Origin of the sequence: Streptomyces sp. NPDC096311, from assembly GCF_044763085.1 — a bacterium.
GTDB lineage: Bacteria > Actinomycetota > Actinomycetes > Streptomycetales > Streptomycetaceae > Streptomyces.
Map to the genome: position 1 here is coordinate 179,519 of NZ_JBIWFN010000002.1, position 16,477 is coordinate 195,995.

At 71.3% G+C, this 16,477-nt stretch carries 14 protein-coding genes and 1 pseudogene; 9 read left to right on the forward strand and 6 right to left on the reverse strand.

The window, feature by feature from the left end; genetic code table 11:
* Positions 1 to 52: 52 nt before the first annotated feature.
* Positions 53 to 1,081: an ATP-binding cassette domain-containing protein gene (locus tag ACIRA5_RS05370; RefSeq protein ID WP_403687495.1), complete on the forward strand. Its 1,029-nt coding sequence runs from the start codon at positions 53 to 55 to the stop codon at positions 1,079 to 1,081.
* Entirely contained in the window at positions 1,078 to 1,902 is an 825-nt protein-coding gene (locus ACIRA5_RS05375; RefSeq protein ID WP_403687497.1) for an ABC transporter permease, read from the forward strand. The genes ACIRA5_RS05370 and ACIRA5_RS05375 overlap by 4 nt, the downstream gene beginning before the upstream one ends.
* Positions 1,903 to 1,954: 52 nt before the next feature.
* Here ACIRA5_RS05375 and ACIRA5_RS05380 read toward each other — a convergent pair whose 3' ends face one another.
* Complete coding sequence (locus tag ACIRA5_RS05380; RefSeq protein ID WP_403687499.1) at positions 1,955 to 5,296, reverse strand: AfsR/SARP family transcriptional regulator; 3,342 nt, start codon at positions 5,294 to 5,296, stop codon at positions 1,955 to 1,957.
* Positions 5,297 to 5,426: 130 nt separating this feature from the next.
* Here ACIRA5_RS05380 and ACIRA5_RS05385 point away from each other — a divergent pair, with 130 nt between their 5' ends.
* Positions 5,427 to 6,227 carry a site-2 protease family protein gene (locus ACIRA5_RS05385; RefSeq protein ID WP_190168569.1) on the forward strand — a complete coding sequence of 267 codons (801 nt, stop codon included), beginning with the start codon at positions 5,427 to 5,429 and terminating at the stop codon, positions 6,225 to 6,227.
* On the opposite strand, the gene ACIRA5_RS05390 is transcribed toward ACIRA5_RS05385, so the two are convergent.
* The 3 genes from ACIRA5_RS05390 to ACIRA5_RS05400 all read right to left on the reverse strand — a co-directional run bounded on the left by ACIRA5_RS05390 (position 6,220) and on the right by ACIRA5_RS05400 (position 8,377).
* Complete coding sequence (locus ACIRA5_RS05390; RefSeq protein ID WP_165854110.1) at positions 6,220 to 6,387, reverse strand: hypothetical protein; 168 nt, start codon at positions 6,385 to 6,387, stop codon at positions 6,220 to 6,222. The genes ACIRA5_RS05385 and ACIRA5_RS05390 overlap by 8 nt on opposite strands.
* 101 nt (positions 6,388 to 6,488) lie before the next feature.
* A complete protein-coding gene (npdG, locus tag ACIRA5_RS05395; protein ID WP_101405506.1) occupies positions 6,489 to 7,193 on the reverse strand; it encodes an NADPH-dependent F420 reductase in 705 nt (234 codons plus the stop codon).
* A 47-nt stretch (positions 7,194 to 7,240) separates the two neighbouring features.
* The gene (locus ACIRA5_RS05400; protein ID WP_403687502.1) at positions 7,241 to 8,377 is read right to left on the reverse strand and encodes an exo-alpha-sialidase; all 1,137 of its coding nucleotides are present in this window, start codon (positions 8,375 to 8,377) and stop codon (positions 7,241 to 7,243) included.
* Positions 8,378 to 8,457: 80 nt separating this feature from the next.
* On the opposite strand from ACIRA5_RS05400, the gene ACIRA5_RS05405 reads away from it, so the two are divergent.
* Both ACIRA5_RS05405 and ACIRA5_RS05410 read left to right on the forward strand, forming a co-directional pair.
* A complete protein-coding gene (locus tag ACIRA5_RS05405; protein ID WP_067363306.1) occupies positions 8,458 to 9,060 on the forward strand; it encodes a hypothetical protein in 603 nt (200 codons plus the stop codon).
* 79 nt (positions 9,061 to 9,139) lie between these two features.
* A pseudogene (locus tag ACIRA5_RS05410) lies at positions 9,140 to 10,509 on the forward strand (MFS transporter).
* A gap of 112 nt (positions 10,510 to 10,621) precedes the next feature.
* On the opposite strand, the gene ACIRA5_RS05415 reads toward ACIRA5_RS05410, so the two are convergent.
* Positions 10,622 to 10,852 carry a hypothetical protein gene (locus ACIRA5_RS05415; protein WP_403687505.1) on the reverse strand — a complete coding sequence of 77 codons (231 nt, stop codon included), beginning with the start codon at positions 10,850 to 10,852 and terminating at the stop codon, positions 10,622 to 10,624.
* A 59-nt stretch (positions 10,853 to 10,911) separates the two neighbouring features.
* On the opposite strand from ACIRA5_RS05415, the gene map reads away from it, so the two are divergent.
* Both map and ACIRA5_RS05425 read left to right on the forward strand, forming a co-directional pair.
* Positions 10,912 to 11,769, forward strand: a complete 858-nt coding sequence (map, locus tag ACIRA5_RS05420) for a type I methionyl aminopeptidase (RefSeq protein WP_095855015.1) — start codon at positions 10,912 to 10,914, stop codon at positions 11,767 to 11,769.
* A 180-nt stretch (positions 11,770 to 11,949) separates the two neighbouring features.
* A complete protein-coding gene (locus ACIRA5_RS05425; RefSeq protein ID WP_403687507.1) occupies positions 11,950 to 12,600 on the forward strand; it encodes a heme oxygenase (biliverdin-producing) in 651 nt (216 codons plus the stop codon).
* Between the two features lie 301 nt (positions 12,601 to 12,901).
* On the opposite strand, the gene ACIRA5_RS05430 is transcribed toward ACIRA5_RS05425, so the two are convergent.
* Positions 12,902 to 13,549: a PhzF family phenazine biosynthesis protein gene (locus ACIRA5_RS05430; RefSeq protein WP_403687510.1), complete on the reverse strand. Its 648-nt coding sequence runs from the start codon at positions 13,547 to 13,549 to the stop codon at positions 12,902 to 12,904.
* A 487-nt stretch (positions 13,550 to 14,036) separates the two neighbouring features.
* On the opposite strand from ACIRA5_RS05430, the gene efeO reads away from it, so the two are divergent.
* Positions 14,037 to 15,185, forward strand: a complete 1,149-nt coding sequence (gene efeO, locus ACIRA5_RS05435; protein WP_403687513.1) for an iron uptake system protein EfeO — start codon at positions 14,037 to 14,039, stop codon at positions 15,183 to 15,185.
* A 12-nt stretch (positions 15,186 to 15,197) separates the two neighbouring features.
* Positions 15,198 to 16,475: an iron uptake transporter deferrochelatase/peroxidase subunit gene (efeB, locus tag ACIRA5_RS05440; RefSeq protein WP_403687515.1), complete on the forward strand. Its 1,278-nt coding sequence runs from the start codon at positions 15,198 to 15,200 to the stop codon at positions 16,473 to 16,475.
* The last annotated feature ends 2 nt before the right edge of the window (positions 16,476 to 16,477 follow it).

Genomic DNA, 16,477 nt, shown 5'->3' on the forward strand with positions numbered 1-16,477 from the left:
CTGTAGGCGAGCTGTAGGTGGTTTGTCGGTGGGCGCTGGCACCTTGATGGGCATGACGCGAATCGACAAGAACCCCGACAGCGGCGCCCGCAGCGCCGTCTCCGTGCGGGGGCTGGTCAAGCACTACGGCGAGACCAAGGCTCTGGACGGCGTGGACCTGGACGTCCGCGAGGGAACCGTCCTCGGGGTGCTCGGTCCCAACGGTGCCGGCAAGACCACCCTCGTCCGTATCCTTTCCACCCTCGTCACCCCCGACGCCGGCCGGGCCACCGTCGCCGGCTACGACGTGCTCACCCAGCCCCGCCAGCTGCGCCGCGTGATAGGCCTGACCGGTCAGTACGCCTCGGTCGACGAGAAGCTCCCCGGCTGGGAGAACCTGTACATGATCGGGCGGCTGCTCGACCTGCCCCGCAAGGACGCCCGCCGGCGCGCCGACGAGCTCCTGGAGCGCTTCTCGCTCACCGAGGCGGCCAAGCGCCCGGCATCGACGTACTCCGGCGGTATGCGCCGCCGTCTCGACCTCGCCGCCTCCATGATCGGCCACCCGTCCGTCCTCTATCTGGACGAGCCGACCACCGGGCTCGACCCGCGCACCCGCAACGAGGTGTGGAAGGAGGTCAAGCGGATGGTCGCGGACGGCGCCACCGTGCTGCTCACCACCCAGTACATGGAGGAGGCGGAGCAGCTGGCCTCCGAGCTGACGGTCATCGACCGCGGCAAGGTCATCGCCAGCGGCCGGATCGACGAGCTGAAGGCCCGGGTCGGCGGCCGTACACTGCGCATCCGCCCGGTGGACCCGCTGGAGCTGCGCCCGCTGGCCTCCCTCTTCGACGAGCTGGGGCTCACCGGTCTCGCCGCCTCGGTCGTGGACACCGAGACCGGCACCGTGCTGGTCCCGATCCTCAGCGACGAACAGCTCACCGCCGTGGTCGGCGCGGTCACCGCGCGCGGCATCACGATCGGCTCCATCTCCACCGAACTGCCCAGCCTGGACGAGGTGTTCCTGTCCCTCACCGGCCACAAGGCCAGTGTCCCGCAGGACGCCGCCCCCGCCCGCGCCTACGAGGAGGTCTCCGCATGAGTACCGCCGTTGTCGAAGCCCCCCTCGCCGCGAAGGGCGACCCCCGTATCTCGCCCCGCGCGCACGCGCGCCACATCGGCGCGCTCGTCCGCCGCAACCTGCTGTGGATCCGCCAGGACCCGGAGTCGATGTTCGACGCCGTCCTGATGCCGGTCGTCTTCACCCTGCTGTTCGTGTACGTCTTCGGCGGCTCCATCGGGCAGTCGCTGGGCGGCGGACAGGACGCCTACGTCCAGTACGTGGTGCCCGGTCTGATGGCGATGACGGCGATGAACATCGCCACAGCCGTCGGCACCGGCTTCAACGAGGACTTCCAGAAGGGAGTGATGGACCGCTTCCGCACCCTGCCGATCGGCCAGGGCTCCGTGCTCTTCGCCAAGATCGTGGTGGAGCTGATGCGGATGCTGGTCGCGACGACGATCCTCATGATCGTGGGAGTGCTGGTCGGCTTCGACATCACGAACTGGCCGGGTCTGTTCGCCTCCGTGGGGCTCTCCGTCCTCTTCGGCTCGTCCCTGATGTGGATCTTCCTGGTCCTCGGGGTGACGATGAAGAACGCGCAGTCCGTGCAGGCGATGGGTTTCCTGGTGCTGATGCCCCTGCAGTTCGGTTCGTCGATCTTCTCGCCGACCGGGACCATGCCCGGCTGGCTGCAGGCCTTCACCGACTACAACCCGCTGTCCGCGCTCGCGGACAGCACGCGCGGCCTGATGGTGGGCGGCCCGGTCGCGCACAGCCTGTGGGTGACCCTCGCCTGGACGGCAGGGCTCACCTTGGTCATGGCGCCGATCGCGATCCACAAGTTCCGCACCAAGAGCTGACGTGCGCGCACGGGACCACGGAACCCCCGGTCCGCGTCATCCCCGGTCCGCGTCACACGAGGGCGGCGGCCTCCTCCAGGGAGAGCCCGCCGCCCTCGGCGTACGCGGCCTCGTACGTCGCGTCGTCCAGCACGGCCCGTAGGTCGGCCTCCGCCTGGGTGCGCACCTGCTCCTCCATCGGGCCCACGAAATGCCCGGGCGGCAGCAGATGGTCGGCGGCCCCGAGCAGCACGGCCGCGTCGCGGACGCGGCGGCCGCCGTCCAGGCCCGTGAGGGCGATGGCGGCGGTGGTCAGATGCGCGGAGGGCATGTGCGGGGCGATGATCTGCGACAACGGGTCGCCCGCCCGCGCCAGCGCCTCCCGCACCTTCTCCAGGGCGGACTCGTGCAGCCCCTCGAGCGCGTCCAGCCAGGCCTCGACGCCCACCACGAACCCGTCGAAGACCACGAAGGTGACCGCTTCGAAGTTCTCGCGCAGTATCCGCATGTGTTCGCGTGCCTCGGCGACCCGGCCGCTGCGGGCCAGCCACATCGCCAGGAACAGCCGGGAGGCGGGCATGGCCTCGTTGTAGGCGCCGTCGCCGCTCTCCAGGACCTCCCGCAGCAACCGCTCGCCGCGTTCGGTGTCGCCGGACTCGATGAGCACACCGCCGAGCCGGGTGTTGAGGACGGCCGTCTGGGCGTGCGCGCCGAGCCCTTCGGCGTGGGTCATGGCCTCCGTGTAGTCCGCGGCGGCGAGCGTGAACTCACCCCGGCGCTCGCGGGCCTCACCGCGTGCGGAGAGCGCCTCGGCCGCGCCCCAGGCGTCCCCGAGCCGGGTGAAGAGTTCCAGTGCCTCGTCGGCGTCCTGGGTCGCGTCGCCCGCCCAGGTGGCCCGGTTGGCGAGGATGTTGGCACGCATCTGGAGGGCGACGGCGAGTTCCCACTCGTAGCCGAGTTCGCGGCAGGTCTGGACCGTCGCGTCGATGACGGAGCGCATCCGCTCGATGTCGCCGGTCAGGATGACGGCGTAGAACCAGAGGTTGCCGGGGTTGCGGCAGGTCTGCGGCTGGCCCGGGCGGTAGGTCTCGCTGATGACGCGCAGTTTCCGCTTGGCCTGCGGGGTGTCCCAGGCCCCCATGTCCATGTCCATGCAGGAGAGATGGACGAGGTGGACACCGCGGCGGGCCTCTTCGAGGACCTCGGGGCGCATCGGCGGCGGGGTGTCGGTGCAGCTCTCCAGCAGCGGGGCGGCCGGCCGCGCAGGCTCGGCGAAGGGGTCAGGGCCGAGGGCCATGACCTCGCGGGACCAGTGGCGGGCCATCTGCCGCAGATCGCGCATCTGCCAGTACCAGGCCAGGGAGAGGACCATGCAGAGCGCCTCCTGCTCGTGGCGGGCGGCGACGGCGTGCTGGAGGGCGGCGCGGATGTTCTCCGACTCGGTCTCCAGCCGTGCGATGGCGGCGCGCTGGCCCGGGCCGCGCAGCCGGGGGTCGGTGGTGCGGGCCACTTCGCGGTAGTGCGTGAGGTGGGCGCGCTCGGCGGCGGGGCGCTGCCCCGACTCGTCGAGCCGCTCGCCCGCGTACTCGCCGACGGTCTCCAGGAGCCGGTAGCGCATCTCGCCGTCCCCCCAAGGGGCGGCCACGACCAGGGACTTGTCGACGAGCGAGCCGAGCGTTTCCAGGGCGGCCGGTCCGCAGACGGCCTCGGCGGCGGCGAGGTCGCAGCCGCCCGCGAAGACGGACAGCCGCCGCAGCACGTCCCGTTCGTCCTCGTCGAGGAGGTCCCAGGACCAGTCGACCACGGCGCGCAGGGTCTGCTGGCGCGGCAGGACGGTACGGCTGCCGGAGGTCAGCAGCCGGAACCGGTCGTCGAGCCGGTCGGCGATCTGACGCGGGGTGAGCATCCGCAGCCGGGCGGCGGCGAGTTCGATGGCGAGCGGCAGCCCGTCGAGGCGGCGGCAGATCTCGGCGGTGGCCGCGGGGTCGTCCTCGACCCGGAAACCCGGGCGGGCGGCGGCCCCCCGGTCGGCCAGCAGCCGCAGCGCGAACGGCTCCGGCAGCGGCTCCACGGGGCGCAGCAACTCCCCCGGTACGCCGAGGGGTTCGCGGCTGGTGGCCAGCACCGTCAGGCCCGGGCACCGCTCGAGCAGCTCCTCGACGAGACGCGCGGCGGCGTCCACGACGTGCTCGCAGTTGTCGAGGACGATCAGCATGCGGCGCTTGGCGCAGTACTCGGCGAGCCGATGGAGGTCGTCGTGCCGGTCGGCGACGGCCCGCAACTCCTCCGCACCGGCGCCACGCAGCACGGTCTCGCGGGCTCCGACGGCGGTGAGCACCGCCTCGGGCACGGCCTTCGGGTCCTCGACCGGCGCGAGTTCGGCCAGCCACACCCCGTCCGGCGCGGTGTCCGCCACGGTCTCCGCCGCCTCCTGCGACAGCCGCGTCTTGCCGGCCCCACCGGGCCCGAGCAACGTCACGAGCCGGGCCGTCGCCAGATCCTCCCGGATCGTGTCGATGTCCGCCGTCCGCCCGACGAAGGAGGTCAGCCGGGCGCGGAGGTTGCCGGGCGGCGCGAACGCGGAGCGGCCACGCCCGGCCGGTGCGGTCCGGCCCTCGGTCCGGTTCTCGGTCCGGTTCGTGGAGCGGGGTCGCGGGCCCTGGGCGTGCGCCCTGCCGCCGTCGTCGGCCGGGCTGAGCAACTCCTTGTGCAGGGCGCGCAGTTCGGGGCCGGGGTCGGAGCCGAGGCGGTCGGCCAGCAGCTCCCGAACGGACTCGTAGGCGGCGAGGGCCTCGGCGGGCCGGCCGGCGTCGCGCAGGGCGCGCAGACGCAGGAGGTGCAGGGGCTCGTCCAGGGGGTGGAGGTCGCACAGGGCGGTGAGCTCGGGCAGGGACTGTTCGGCGTGGCCGAGGGCGAGGGCCGCCGCGAACCGGGCGCGCCGTACGTCGAGACGGCGGGTCTCCCAGCGGGCCGACTCGGCGGCCCGGTCCGGGAGGTCCGCGAGGGCCGGCCCGCGCCACAGGGCGAGGGCGTCGTCGAGGGCCTCGGCCGCCTTCGTGGGGTCGCCGTCGGCGAGCGCGCGTACGCCCTCCCCCGCGAGCCGCTCGAAACGGTGCAGGTCGATGTCGTCGGCGCCCGCGGCCAGCCGGTAGCCGCCGTCCCCCGAGTCCACCGCCTGCGGACCGAGCGCCCTGCGCAGCCGTCCCACCAGGGCCTGGAGCGCGCCCGGTGCGTCGGCGGGCGGATCGCCGTCCCACACCTCGTCCACCAGAACGGCCGCGGGCACGGTCCGTCCGGGCCGCAGCGCGAGCACGGTCAAGAGGGCGCGCAGCCGCGCCCCGCCGAGCACGACGGGCGTGCCGTCGGGGCGGAGTGCCTGGGTGGTGCCAAGGATCCGGTAGCGCACGGGGTCCATTGTCTCCGGTGACGTGACGATCTCAGCCCCTACCCTCTCCGGAACCAATGACCGACCGCGAGACGTTTTCCCCGTGAGCCCGGTACGGTCGGGCAGGCCCAGCACCATGCGTACCAGTCCGAGGAGCCCCATGACCACCGCCGCTTCCCGTCGCAGCAGCGACCGGAGGATCAGCCCCGTCTTCGTCGGGATCGTGGCCGTGATGGCGGTGACCGGGTGGGCGACATGGACCGGGTTCGCCGAGCAGCCCGGTGTGGCCGTGTTCCTCTTCGTGACGGCCGCCTGGATCGTCTCCCTGTGCCTGCACGAGTACGCGCACGCGCGCACCGCCCTGCACAGCGGCGACATCTCGATCGGCGCGAAGGGCTATCTGACGCTCAACCCGCTGAAGTACACGCATGCGCTGCTGAGCATCGTGCTGCCGGTGATCTTCGTGATCATGGGCGGGATCGGTCTGCCGGGCGGGGCGGTCTTCATCGAGCGCAACAGGATCCAGGGCCGCTGGAAGCACAGCCTGATCTCGGCGGCGGGCCCGCTGACGAACGTGCTGTTCGCCGTCGTGTGCACGGCGCCGTTCTGGCTGCACGCCCTGGACGGCGTGCCCCGGGACTTCCAGTTCGCGCTGGCGTTCCTCGCGCTGCTCCAGGTCACGGCCGCGATCCTGAACTTCCTGCCGGTCCCGGGCCTGGACGGCTACGGCGTGATCGAGCCCTGGCTGTCGTACAACGTCAAGCGCCAGGTGGAGCCGTTCGCCCCGTTCGGCCTGCTGTTCGTGTTCGCGGTGCTGTGGATCCCGTCGGTGAACACGGCTTTCTTCGATGTGATCCACTCGATCCTGAACAGCCTGGGGATCAACGAGATCCAGACGTACTGCGGTCAGGAGTTCTACCGCTTCTGGCAGGGCACCAACGAGTTCTGCTCGGTCAGCTGACGGACCTGCCGCGCCGCGCGTAGTACCACGTCATGTTGGACGACAGTCCGGCCAGCAGCACCCACACGATCCCCAGCCAGCTGCCCTGGACGAAGGAGACGACGGCCGCGGCGACGGAGAGGACGCAGACGGCCAGGGCATAGAGGGCGAGGCGGGGCATGGGGGTCGGCTCCTGTCGGGACGGTTCGGACGAGGTCGTACGAGATCTACGAGGTCGTACGGCGTCCAGTGTCCCTCATGTCCCCCATGCCCGTACGCCCGCTATACGTCCGTCACCCGGAGGCCGGCGTGGGCCTTGTAGCGGCGGTTCACGGAGATCAGGTTCGCCACCAGTGCCTCGACCTGGTGGGCGTTGCGCAGCCGGCCGGCGAAGACACCGCGCATGCCGGGGATGCGGCCGGCCAGCGCCTGCACGATCTCGACGTCCGCGCGCTCCTCGCCGAGGACCATCACGTCGGTGTCGATCTCGTCGACCTCCGGGTCCTGAAGGAGGACGGCCGACAAGTGGTGGAAGGCGGCCGCGACCCGCGAGTCCGGCAGCAGGGCGGCGGCCTGCTCGGCGGCGCTGCCCTCCTCCGGCTTCAGGGCGTAGGCGCCCTTCTTGTCGAATCCGAGCGGGTTGACACAGTCGACGACGAGCTTGCCGGCCAGCTCCTCGCGCAGTGATTCCAGAGTCTTGCCGTGCCCCTCCCACGGTACGGCGACGATCACGATGTCGCTGCGCCGCGCGCACTCGGCGTTGTCGGCGCCCTCGACACCGTGGCCCAGCTCCTCGGCGGCGGTCTGCGCGCGTTCCGCGGCACGCGAGCCGATGATCACCTTCTGGCCGGCCCTGGCGAGCCGGTAGGCCAGGCCCTTGCCCTGGGGGCCGGTGCCGCCGAGCACGCCGACGACGAGCCCGGACACGTCGGGAAGGTCCCAGGGGTCCTTCGCGGGGGCCTTCTGTGCACTGTCAGTAGAGGTCATGGGCCGACTTTACGTGTCACGGTTCCCGCCTCGGGGGCTTCGGGGGCTCAGGTGAGGGCCGTCACGGGGATTCGGCGGAAGGTGATCGTCTCGTACGGCCCGAAGTCGCCCGTCTCGTAGAGGAGCCCCACGGTCGCCCCGTCGACGCGGACGAGGTCGGAGTAGGCGGCGGGCAGTGCGTCGACGGTGTGCGCGGGCCGCCAGGTGGTGCCGCCGTCGGCGGAGGCCCGGACGGTCATGAGGGCGCGGGCGGCGGGGTCGGCGGGCCCCGAGTACAGCAGCAGGTCCGGGTCGCGGAGCTGGAGCACGCTGCCCTGGACGACCGGGGTGACCAGGCCCGCCCGCGGCCGGAAGGGACTGACCAGGGTCCTGCCGCCGTCCGTGGAATGGGCGTCGGCACGGTTGCCGGGGGACGGGGCGGACGGGGCGGACGGGCGGGAACTTCGCGTTTCGTTGCGGGTGTTGAAGTAGACGCGCCCGTCGGGGAGTTCGGCGGCGGTCGTCTCGTTGGCGTTGACGTATCCGTCGGTGTTCTCGTCGACGTACCCGAGGGACCAGGTCTCGCCGCGGTCGTCGCTGAGCAGGCAGTGGCCGCTGTTGTACTTCGCCTCGGTGCCGGTGTCCGTGCCGGTGGGCGGCAGGGTGTGGTTGCCGGGGACGACGACCCGGCCGGTGCCGAGCTGGATGGCGTGCCCGGGCGTGGTCGCGTACCACCGCCAATCCGCCTTCTTCACCTGCCCGGTGATCTCCTTCGGGGCGGACCAGGTGACGCCGTCGTCGTCGCTGTGCTGCACCCAGACGCGGCGCCCGTCGGCGGGCTTCACCCTGCCGCGCAGGATGGCGTCCTCGGTCGCGCCGGCGGCGGCGCGGACGTGCACGAGCAGGATCCGGCCGGTGTCGAGGACGACGGGGGCGGGGTTGCCCGCGAGGTCGTTCCCGTTCCGGGCGACGGCCTGGAGCGGGCCCCAGGTGCGGCCGCCGTCCGTCGACCGCTTCAGGACGATGTCGATGCGGCCGTGGTCGGCGGCGGAGTCGACCCGGCCCTCGCAGAAGGCGAGCAGGGTGGGTGTACGGGTGGTGACGACAGCGGGGATCCGGAAGCTCGCGTAGCCTTCGCGGCCCGCGTGGAAGGGGGTGCTGGTGACCGCGGTTGTTGCCGTGGTGGTTCCGGTTGTTTCCGTCATGCGCCGGGATCTGCCCCACTTGGGCGAATTCATGGTGAACTCCGCCTGATCAGTTGCCGATTGGGGCAGGATGCGTGCGCATGGATGCCGTACGGGTCGCATTGCTGCGCGAAGTCCTCGCCGGGACCGAGTGGTTGGGTGCCACGCGGCGGTTCGCGGAGGGCCTGCGAGGGTCCGTGGTGTCGTACGGGGGCGGGCTGCTCCTCGTGGGCACGGCGGAGTACGAGCCGTGGCACCTGGCCGCACATCTGGTGGACGAGGCGGCCTGGTCGGGGACGCCGGAGCTGTCGCCGACGCTGGTGCGGCACGGGGCGCGGGCTTCGGACCCGGCCCATCTCGCGGTCGGCCTCGGCCGTATCGAGGCGGCGCGGCGCGGCGAGACGCTGCTCGTGGTGTCGCCCGCCGCACCCGGGGCGCCGCTCCTGGAGCGGGTCCACGACGCGCGGCGGGCCGGGGCGACCGTGCTCGCGCTCGACGCCGGTGACCGGGAGCTGGGGGCGATGGCACACGAGTCGCTGACCGTGCCGCCGGATCAGGAACTCGACCTCGACACCGTGCAGCACCTCGTCAGCGCGGCGGCCGGGGAGAACTCCCTGCCCTCACCGCGGGGGCGGCGCCGGTTCCGCGACCGGCTCTCCCGCCTCGCGGACCAGCTGACGGCTCCGCCCGCGGCACGGTGGTAGACCGCGGCGGGCGGAGGGGCGGCTGAGCGGCGGAAAAGCAGTTGCCGCCGTGGTGGGCGGCCGCTCAGCATGAACCGTCGTGACCGACGACGCCCCCGTATCCCCCGCCGCGCTGCCCGCGCACGCCGAACCCGCCGCCGGTGACGGTGCCGGTGCCGGTGCGCGACTGCGGTCGCTGTTGCCCGATCTCGCGCCCTGGCGCGCGTCGGCAGACTTCCGGCGGCTGTGGCTGGCCGGGCTGATCACCAACTTCGGCAGCTTCCTGACCTTCGTCGCGCTACCGGTGCAGATGAAGGTGCTGACCGGGTCGGCGGTGGCCGTGGGGGCGATCGGGGCCGTGGAACTCGTACCGCTGATCGTGTTCGGGCTGTACGGCGGGGCGCTCGCCGACGCCCTCGACAAACGGAAGCTGATCCTCTACACGGAGGCCGGGCAGGGGCTGCTGTGCGGCGGACTGCTCGTCAACGCGCTGATGCCGCGTCCGGCGGTGTGGCCGCTGTACGTGGTCGCCGCGCTGTCCTCCGCGCTCGGGTCGGTGCAGCGGCCCGCGCTCGACTCGCTCGTCCCCCGGATCGTGGCGCACGAGCACCTGCCCGCGGCGGCCTCCCTCAACTCCCTGCGCTGGTCGGTCGGCGGGGTCGCGGGGCCGGCGCTCGCGGGCGTCGTGGTGGCGTACGCCGGGCTCGGCTGGGCGTACGCCGTGGACCTGGTGACGTTCGTGGTGTCGGTCGTACTGATCGTCGGACTCGCCGCGTCACCGGCCGCGCAGGAGGCCGCGAAGCCGTCGCTCGCCTCCATCGCCCAGGGCGCGCGGTACGCGTGGAACCGCAAGGAACTCCTCGGCACGTACGTGATCGACCTGGCCGCGATGTTCTTCGCGATGCCGCTCGCGGTGCTGCCGTTCCTCGCCGACGAGCTGCACGCCGCGTGGTCGCTCGGGCTGATGTACGCCGCGCTGCCCGCCGGGGCGATGCTGGTGACGCTGACCAGCGGGTGGACCTCGCGTGTGCACCGGCACGGGCGGACGGTGGCGTTCGCGGCGGCGTGCTGGGGGCTTGCGATGGTGGGTGCGGGCGCCGTGCACAACGTGTGGCTGGTGCTGCTGTTCCTGGTCCTCGGCGGCTGTTGCGACATGGTGAGCGGGATCTTCCGGGCCGCGATGTGGGACCAGACGATTCCGGACGAGCTACGGGGGCGACTCGCCGGGATCGAGCTGCTCTCGTACTCCGTCGGGCCCCAGCTGGGGCAGGTACGGGCGGGCGGGATGGCGGCCTGGACGGGGGTACGGGCGTCGATCTGGGCCGGGGTGTGATCTGCGTGGGAGCGGTGGGGGTGTTGGCGTGGTGCCTGCCGCAGCTGATGAAGTACGACGTACGGACGAATGAGCACGCGGTACGGATGCGCTCCGCTCGGGGCCAGGCACTACTCTCCCACCCGCACCACCCGTGACGGTCGCTCGGATGGTGCGGGTCGCCCGCGGGGGCCGGCCACCGTCGGCGCCCGCGGGTCCGCGCGCCACCACATGGCTCAGCCGCCTGGCGTCCCGGTGGCTCGGGGCTTGTCAGTCGTCTTCTGGGGTCGGGCCCGTTGTGTCGTGCCACTTGGGGTCCGTTTCCCACTCGAGGTTGCGCTCCTGGGCGGTCTCCATCGCGTGTTCGGCCTCCTCACGGGTGGTGTACGGGCCGAAGCGGTCCTTCGCGGGGCACTCGGGGCCCTCCTCCACCTTCTGGTGGACGAGGCAGTAGTACCACTCGCCCGGCTTCCCCACGGTCCGCTTCTTGAAGAGGGCCATGACCTGCTCCTTTCGCCACGGACATAGTGCCCCCATGCCCGCTGGTTAGACTCCCTGGCATGTCTGGCCAGTCGCTGCTCGTACCAGGAGAGCTCTCTCCCACCCGTCCCGTTCCGGGAAACATCAGGCGCCCCGAGTACGTGGGCAAGCCCGCCCCCACGCCGTACACCGGTCCGGAGGTACAGACCCCCGAGACCATCGAGGCGATGCGGATCGCCGGGCGGATCGCCGCGCGGGCGATGGCCGAGGCGGCGAAGCTCATCGCGCCGGGCGTGACGACGGACGAGCTGGACCGGGTCGCGCACGCGTACATGTGCGACCACGGCGCCTATCCGTCCACCCTCGGTTACCGCGGTTTCCCCAAGTCCCTGTGCACCTCGGTCAACGAGGTCATCTGCCACGGCATCCCCGACTCCACGGTGCTGCGCGACGGCGACATCATCAACCTCGACGTGACGGCGTACATCGGTGGCGTCCACGGCGACAACAACGCGACGTACCTGGTCGGGGACGTGGACGACGAGTCGAGGCTCCTCGTCGAGCGGACCCGTGAATCCCTCGACCGCGCGATCAAGGCCGTCAAGCCGGGCCGCCAGATCAACGTCATCGGGCGCGTGATCGAGTCGTACGCCAAGCGGTTCGGATACGGGGTCGTACGGGACTTCACGGGGCACGGGATCAACTCCTCGTTCCACTCAGGACTGATCATCCCGCACTACGACAGCCCGCACGCGACGACCGTCATCCAGCCCGGGATGACCTTCACGATCGAGCCGATGCTCACGCTCGGTACGCACGACTACGACATGTGGGACGACGGGTGGACGGTCGTGACGAAGGACCGCAGGCGGACGGCGCAGTTCGAGCACACGCTGGTCGTCACGGAGAGCGGTACGGAGATCCTCACGCTGCCGTAGCCGCGTGCGCGTAGCTCACACCTCGCCCGCCCTGATCACAGGGCGGGCATTTTTTGTCGCCCGACGGGGTACGTTTTTACCGACAGGATGTCGGTAACGTGCCGAGAACCCATTGACTTAGGTAAGCCTAACCATAAGAGATTCTCACTGGTTCTCGTCCCCTTCGGCACCGGAGGTCCCATGAATACGGCGTTCTCGACGCTGATCCGCACCGCGTCGCACGAGCAGCACATGGAGGCTGAGACCTCGACGTTCATGAGCGACCTGCTCGGCGGCAGGCTCGGTGTCGAGGCGTACGCGCGCTACACCGAGCAGTTGTGGTTCGTGTACGAGGCGCTGGAGGCGGACGCCGGGCGATTGGCGTCCGATCCGGTGGCCGGGCCGTTCATCCTGCGGGAATTGCTGCGTCGCGGTGCGCTGGAGCGTGACCTCACGCATCTGCGGGGTGCGGACTGGCGGGCGACACTCACCGCGCTGCCCGCCACCGAGGCGTACGCGGCGCGGGTCGCCGAGTGTGCGCGCGAGTGGCCCGGCGGGTACGTCGCCCACCACTACACCCGCTACCTCGGCGACCTCTCCGGCGGTCAGATCATCCGGGGCAAGGCGGAACAGACCTGGGGCTTCGCTCGGAAGGGTGACGGCGTCCGGTTCTATGTCTTCGAGGACATCGGGAATCCGGCCGCGTTCAAGCGGGGGTATCGCGCGTTGCTGGACGGGGTGCGGGCGGACGAGCTGGAGCGGCAGCGGATCGTCGCCGAGTGCAGGCGGGCGTTCGCCCTCAACACAGCGGTCTTCCACGCCCTGGCCGAGGAGTTCCCCCTCACCGCCTGACCCGTCACCGACGACTTGCTTCACCCTCGCCGCCCCTGCCCGTCCCCTCCCCACTCGGGGGCTGCGCCCCCGAACCGCCGACCGGCCTGAACGGCCTCGCCCTCAAACGCCGGACGGGCCGAAAGATGCGCGTCGGCGCTCTCAAGAGGCGCGGGGAACTGCGCGACCAGCCCCCACCGGGCCGCAGCCAGAACACACAGCGTGGGCCGGGGATGCGGGGGAAAACCCCGGCCGCAGGCGCGCGGGGAACTGCGCGGTCCGCCCCCACCGGCCCGCAACCGGCAACCGCACCTGGGGGCGTTCAGGCTCGGAGCAGTCGTACGCGGCCCCCCACCTCCACCCACCCACCCGGCTGCGGCGCGGTGAGGATCTGGGAGCCGGCGCCCTGGACGATGTTCAGGGCCCGGCCCAGCCGGTCGGTGAGCAGCAGCGCCGCCGCCCCCGTCGCCTCGTCCTCCACGATGCCGTCGTCCCGTCCGGGAAAGCCCCGGGCCCGCACGCGCCCGGCCAACTCGTCCTCCCAGGCCCAGGCGTACACCCACTCCCCCGGCTCCGGCACGGCCAGCGCGTCGACCTCGTCGGCGGACCCGTACTGCCGCAACGTACGCCCCGGCGCCCACTCCGCCCGCGCCTCGATCCAGCTGAACTCCCCGTCCAGCCGTACCCCCACCACCCCGGCGGGCGTGACCAGTTCGGGGATGTCCAGCAGCCACCCCACCCCGACGCAGGGATGCCCGGCGAACGGCAGCCGCAGGGTCGGGGTGTAGATGTCGACGACCCCGCGCTCGGGGTCGTCGACGAACACGGTCTCGCTGAACCCGAGCTTCGCGGCGAACGCCTGCCGCTCCTCCGGATCCGGCATCACCGAACCCTCGCGCACCACACCGAGCTCGTTGCCGTGTCCACCACCGGGCCCGCAGAAGACACGCAGCACGTCGAAATCAGTCACCGTTCCTATGGTAATCGGCCGGTGTTGGCCCATCACACATCCCGAACAGCGTGAGGTGCCGGTCTGGAACGCTGGACCCCGAACGGTGGTGGAGCCGTGAGGCGGGCGCTTTCCGGGCGGGCGCGCTCGCGTCTGACGCACCATGAGCGTGGTGCTGCGCGTCGTCCCGGCCGGAGCTGTCCGCTCCGCACGGCCCGCGGCGCGGTGACCGCGACCGCACGCCCGCGGCCGCCGCGCCGGCCAGGGTGACCGCGCCATCGTCAGAGACGATCGCATCACCCCCGACGGGACGACTGACTCATACGTGACCATTCCATGGCGTTTACTTTCGGCCACCGTGATCAGGCCGTGCCTGTGCGTCAACTGTGAGAGCTGAATCACCGTAGGGGTGGGTAGGACTGAGGTAAGCCTCAGGTAAGTTAGGCCAGCCTCACCATGCCGGCGGAGATCTTCCGCCTGGTTTGTCCGTCGTTCTCTTGGAGCCTGAATGCGAGCCGTCCGACTCTCAGTTGTCACCGCCGCCGCGACCGCGGCCGCTCTGGCCGCCGTCACGGGCTGCACCGAGAAGAGCGACGCCGGGTCCGGCGAGGCGATTCAGGTGACCGCCGCCGACTCCAAGTGCGAGACCTCCTCGAAGTCCGTCCCGGCCGGCCAGGTCACCCTGAACATCGTGAACAAGGGCTCGAAGGCCACCGAGGTCGAGATCCTCTTCCCGGACGACCGGATCGTCTCCGAGAAGGAGAACATCGGCCCGGGCACCAAGTACACGCTGACCGCCGAGGTCAAGGCCGGTTCGTACGAGATAGCCTGCCGCCCCGGCATGAAGGGCCTCGGCGTCCGCCAGAAGCTCGCCGTGACCGGTGGCACGGTCGCCAAGCGCGACCCGCGCCTCGACAAGGCCGTCGCCGCCTACCGCGAATACGCGCAGGAGCAGGCCGACGCGACGATCCCGAAGGTGCAGACGTTCGCCGACGCCATCAAGGCCGGCGACATCGAGGCCGCCCAGCAGGCCTACGCCCCCTCCCGCTTCGGCTGGGAGAGCACCGAGCCGATCGCCGAGTCCTTCGGGGACATCGACCCCAAGACCGACACCCGCGTCAACGACCTGGAGAAGGGCCAGAAGTGGACCGGCTGGCACGCCCTGGAGAAGGCCCTCTGGCAGGACAAGAAGATCGGCGCGGAGCAGAAGACCCTCGCCGATGAGCTGGTCACCGACCTGAAGGACTGGCAGAAGCGGGTCGGCAAGGCCGAGATCACCCCGACCTCCATGGCCAACGGCGCCAAGGAACTCCTCGACGAGGTCGCCACCGGCAAGGTCACCGGCGAGGAGGACCGCTACTCGCACACCGACCTCAGCGACTTCAAGGGCAACGTCGAGGGCGCGCAGAAGTCGTACGAGCTGCTCAAGCCGGTCGCACAGCAGAACGACAAGGCGCTGGCCGCCGAGCTCGACAAGCAGTTCTCGGCGCTGAACACGCTGCTCGACAAGTACCGCACGGACGATCCGCAGGAGAAGGCGCAGAACGGCTTCGTGTCGTACGACAAGGTCACCAAGGACCAGCGCAAGGAGCTCTCGGACGCGGTGAACGCGCTCGCCGAGCCGCTGTCCAAGCTCGCCGCGGCTGTTGTGAAGTAGGCGGGGCACATCATGACGAACGACGCCACACAAGCAACGAACGGACCTTCGCCCTCCCGGCGTTCGCTGATCGGCTGGGGCGGTGCCGGGCTCGCGCTCGGGGCCGCCGCGGCCGGCGGCGCGGTGGCGATGACCCGCACCGGCAACGACGTGGACCCGGCGGGTGCCGAGACCGGCGCCGCGATCGCCTTCCACGGCGCGCACCAGGCGGGCATCGCGACGCCGGTGCAGGACCGGCTGCACTTCGCCTCGTTCGACGTGAAGACGGAGGACCGCGCCGAGTTCGTCCAGATGCTGAAGGACTGGACGGCCGCCGCGCGCCGGATGACCGCGGGGCACGCGGTCGGCGAGGGCGCGTACGGCGGACTGGCCGAGGCACCGCCGGACGACACCGGCGAGGCCCTGGGCCTCAAGCCGTCCCGGCTGACGCTGACCATCGGTTTCGGGCCCTCGCTGTTCGAGAAGTACGGCGAGAAGTTCGGGCTGGCGGGGCAGCGGCCGGAGGCCCTCGTCGACCTGCCGTCGTTCCCCGGCGACAACCTGGAGAAGACGCGCAGTGACGGCGACCTGTGCGTCCAGGCCTGCGCGGACGACCCGCAGGTCGCGGTGCACGCGATCCGCAACCTGGCCCGGATCGGCTTCGGCAAGGTCGCCATCCGCTGGTCGCAGCTCGGCTTCGGCAAGACCTCCTCGACGACCCCCGACGCCCAGACCCCCCGCAACCTCATGGGGTTCAAGGACGGCACCCGCAACATCGCGGGCACCGAGCCGGACCGCCTGAAGAAGTTCGTGTGGGTGGGCGAGGACGAGGGTCCCGCCTGGATGACCGGCGGCTCGTACCTCGTGGCGCGCCGCATCCGGATGAACATCGAGACCTGGGACCGGACCTCGCTGCAGGAGCAGGAGGACGTCTTCGGCCGGGACAAGGGCGAGGGCGCGCCGGTCGGCAAGGCCAAGGAGCGCGACGAGCCGTTCCTGAAGGCGATGAAGCCCGACGCACACGTACGGCTCGCGCATCCCGACTCCAACGACGGGATCACCCTGCTGCGCCGCGGCTACTCCTTCACGGACGGCACGGACGGCCTCGGCAGGCTGGAGGCCGGGCTGTTCTTCCTCGCCTACCAGCGTGACGTGCGCAAGGGGTTCATCCCGGTGCAGCGCAGCCTCGCGCGCTCCGACGCGCTCAACGAGTACATCCAGCACGTGAGTTCGGCGGTCTTCGCCGTCCCGCCCGGCGTCCTCGACAAGGACGACTGGTGGGGGCGCGCGCTGTTCTCCAAGGAGGCGTAGCC

Excerpts from the sequence above, each read along its gene's own strand:
- ACIRA5_RS05415 (WP_403687505.1), bottom strand. The coding sequence starts at position 10,852 with ATGGCCCTCTTCAAGAAGCGGACCGTGGGGAAGCCGGGCGAGTGGTAC.
- ACIRA5_RS05400 (WP_403687502.1), bottom strand. The coding sequence starts at position 8,377 with ATGACGGAAACAACCGGAACCACCACGGCAACAACCGCGGTCACCAGC.
- ACIRA5_RS05375 (WP_403687497.1), top strand. The coding sequence starts at position 1,078 with ATGAGTACCGCCGTTGTCGAAGCCCCCCTCGCCGCGAAGGGCGACCCC.
- map (WP_095855015.1), top strand. The coding sequence starts at position 10,912 with ATGTCTGGCCAGTCGCTGCTCGTACCAGGAGAGCTCTCTCCCACCCGT.
- efeO (WP_403687513.1), top strand. The coding sequence starts at position 14,037 with ATGCGAGCCGTCCGACTCTCAGTTGTCACCGCCGCCGCGACCGCGGCC.
- ACIRA5_RS05390 (WP_165854110.1), bottom strand. The coding sequence starts at position 6,387 with ATGCCCCGCCTCGCCCTCTATGCCCTGGCCGTCTGCGTCCTCTCCGTC.
- ACIRA5_RS05380 (WP_403687499.1), bottom strand. The coding sequence starts at position 5,296 with ATGGACCCCGTGCGCTACCGGATCCTTGGCACCACCCAGGCACTCCGC.
- efeB (WP_403687515.1), top strand. The coding sequence starts at position 15,198 with ATGACGAACGACGCCACACAAGCAACGAACGGACCTTCGCCCTCCCGG.
- ACIRA5_RS05385 (WP_190168569.1), top strand. The coding sequence starts at position 5,427 with ATGACCACCGCCGCTTCCCGTCGCAGCAGCGACCGGAGGATCAGCCCC.
- ACIRA5_RS05405 (WP_067363306.1), top strand. The coding sequence starts at position 8,458 with ATGGATGCCGTACGGGTCGCATTGCTGCGCGAAGTCCTCGCCGGGACC.
- ACIRA5_RS05425 (WP_403687507.1), top strand. The coding sequence starts at position 11,950 with ATGAATACGGCGTTCTCGACGCTGATCCGCACCGCGTCGCACGAGCAG.
- npdG (WP_101405506.1), bottom strand. The coding sequence starts at position 7,193 with ATGACCTCTACTGACAGTGCACAGAAGGCCCCCGCGAAGGACCCCTGG.
- ACIRA5_RS05370 (WP_403687495.1), top strand. The coding sequence starts at position 53 with ATGACGCGAATCGACAAGAACCCCGACAGCGGCGCCCGCAGCGCCGTC.